We start from the raw sequence: 2,309 nt of genomic DNA on the forward strand, positions 1-2,309 counted from the left end.
GTGCCAAGCGCAATGATCTTCGACAAGATCGGCAGCGCGAAGGCCGCGGTCTTGCCGGAGCCGGTCTGGGCGATGCCGAAAATGTCACGGCCTTCCATCTGAGGGGGGATCGCCTGTGCCTGGATCGGCTTCGGCTCGGCGAAGCCGGCGTTGTGGGTGGCCTTGAGCAGCGCGCCCGTAATACCCAGTGCCGCGAAACCGGTGAGTTCCGCAGTGCTACCGGGCAAAGTGTTTTCGTTGGTCAAAATAATCTTCTTTCACGCGGCTTCTGGCCGCAAACATCGATGGCGGCAGGGCGCAACCTGCCGTCGAAAAATCTGTGATGAACGACAAGGCGGGCGGACGTATTCGTCCACTCGGCTGCGCTGTCGTGCCCGCAGGCATCATGCCACGGGGCTTTTTCACCGCTTTGTGATTTACCGGAAAAAGGGCCGATATACCGGAAAGAGGGAAAACAGACGCAACCAGTCTCATTCGTCGAGAAGGCCGGATTCGTTCCCGGCCCAAGCGCCTATGGGCTGCATATGGCTGAGTTCGCCGCCAAATGCAAGGGGCGTCATGCTGCAGCGCAACAAAACCCGTGGCGCAAGCGCCGCTTGCCGGCACGATTACCACGAAATGCCACTGGCTTGGGAGGTAATCGATGAAAGACGTTCTCAAGGAACTCGAGCGCCGCCGCGAGATTGCCCGCATGGGCGGCGGCCAGGCTCGCATCGATGCCCAGCACAAGAAGGGCAAGCTCACCGCGCGCGAACGCATCGAGGTGTTTCTCGACGAGGGCTCGTTCGAGGAATTCGACATGTATGTCGAGCACCGCTCGACCGACTTCGGCATGGAGAACACCAAGATCGCCGGCGACGGCGTCGTCACCGGCTGGGGCACCGTCAACGGCCGCCCGGTCTACCTCTTCGCCAAGGACTTTACCGTATTCGGGGGCTCGCTGTCGGAAGCGCATGCCGAGAAGGTCATCAAGGTGCAGGAGATGGCGCTGCGCAACCGGGCGCCGATCATCGGCCTCTACGATGCTGGCGGCGCGCGCATCCAGGAAGGCGTGGCAGCACTCGGCGGCTATGCCGAGATCTTTCAGCGCAACGTGCTGGCCTCAGGCGTCATTCCGCAGATTTCCGTCATCATGGGACCGTGCGCCGGCGGCGACGTCTATTCGCCTGCCATGACCGACTTCATCTTCATGGTGCGCGACACTTCCTACATGTTCGTCACCGGACCGGATGTGGTGAAGACCGTGACCAACGAGACGGTGACCGCCGAGAGCCTCGGCGGCGCTTCCGTCCATACGACGAAATCGTCGATCGCCGACGGAGCCTATGACAATGACGTCGAGGCGCTGCTGCAGATGCGCCGGCTGGTCGACCTGCTGCCGGCTTCCAACACATCGGAGCTTCCCGAGATCGAATGCTACCAGTCGGTCACCGACCATGATTTGTCGCTCGACCGGCTGATTCCCGACAACGCCAACAAGCCCTACGACATCAAGGAACTGATCATGAAAGTTGCCGACGAAGGCGACTTCTTCGAAATCCAGCAGAACTTCGCCAAGAACATCGTCACCGGGTTCGGGCGCGTCGAGGGCCGCACCGTCGGCTTCGTCGCCAACCAGCCGATGGTGCTGGCCGGCGTGCTCGATTCCGACGCCAGCCGCAAGGCGGCCCGTTTCGTGCGCTTCTGCGACTGTTTTTCGATCCCGATCGTCACCTTCGTCGATGTCCCCGGCTTCCTGCCTGGCACCGCGCAGGAATATGGCGGGCTGATCAAGCATGGCGCGAAACTCCTGTTCGCCTATGCCGAGGCCACCGTACCGAAGATCACCGTCATCACCCGCAAAGCCTATGGCGGCGCCTATGACGTGATGGCGTCGAAACATCTGCGCGGCGACATGAACTATGCCTGGCCGACGGCGCAGATCGCGGTGATGGGTGCCAGGGGGGCGGTCGAGATCATTTATCGCAAGGACATCGGTGACATCGAAAAGATCGCAGCCCACACAAAGGCTTACGAGGATCGCTTCCTGTCGCCCTTCGTCGCCGCCGAGCGCGGCTATGTCGATGAGGTGATCATGCCGCACTCGACCCGCCGCCGCATCGCGCGCGCGCTGCGCATGCTGCGCAACAAGGACATGCAGAACCCCTGGAAGAAGCACGACAACATCCCGCTGTGAGGCGTGGCTGGGCATCTATCCGAGGTAACCGTCGGGCAGCTCACTCCTCTTCCGCCGCGCCAAATCCCGCCCCCATGGTGGCGCGGACAGGGCTGCCCCATGGCGTCGCGTGATTGTCGATACGCATCTGGAA

General features: G+C 62.0%; 2 protein-coding genes. One reads left to right on the forward strand and one right to left on the reverse strand.

The features are described 5' to 3' along the window. A partial coding sequence (locus EN984_RS31655; protein WP_164765790.1) for a DEAD/DEAH box helicase occupies window positions 1–245 on the reverse strand: 245 nt, incomplete at its 3' end. A gap of 398 nt (window positions 246–643) precedes the next feature. On the opposite strand from EN984_RS31655, the gene EN984_RS31660 reads away from it, so the two are divergent. Continuing rightward, window positions 644–2,176, forward strand: a complete 1,533-nt coding sequence (locus EN984_RS31660) for an acyl-CoA carboxylase subunit beta (RefSeq protein ID WP_127269638.1) — start codon at window positions 644–646, stop codon at window positions 2,174–2,176. The last annotated feature ends 133 nt before the right edge of the window (window positions 2,177–2,309 follow it).

The organism is Mesorhizobium sp. M7A.F.Ca.CA.004.12.1.1 (assembly GCF_003997835.1).
In the GTDB taxonomy this organism is placed as follows: Bacteria; Pseudomonadota; Alphaproteobacteria; order Rhizobiales; family Rhizobiaceae; genus Mesorhizobium.

What these genes read in the sequence shown, in the direction of transcription:
- EN984_RS31660 (WP_127269638.1), top strand. Translation starts at nt 644, where the DNA reads ATGAAAGACGTTCTCAAGGAACTCGAGCGCCGCCGCGAGATTGCCCGC.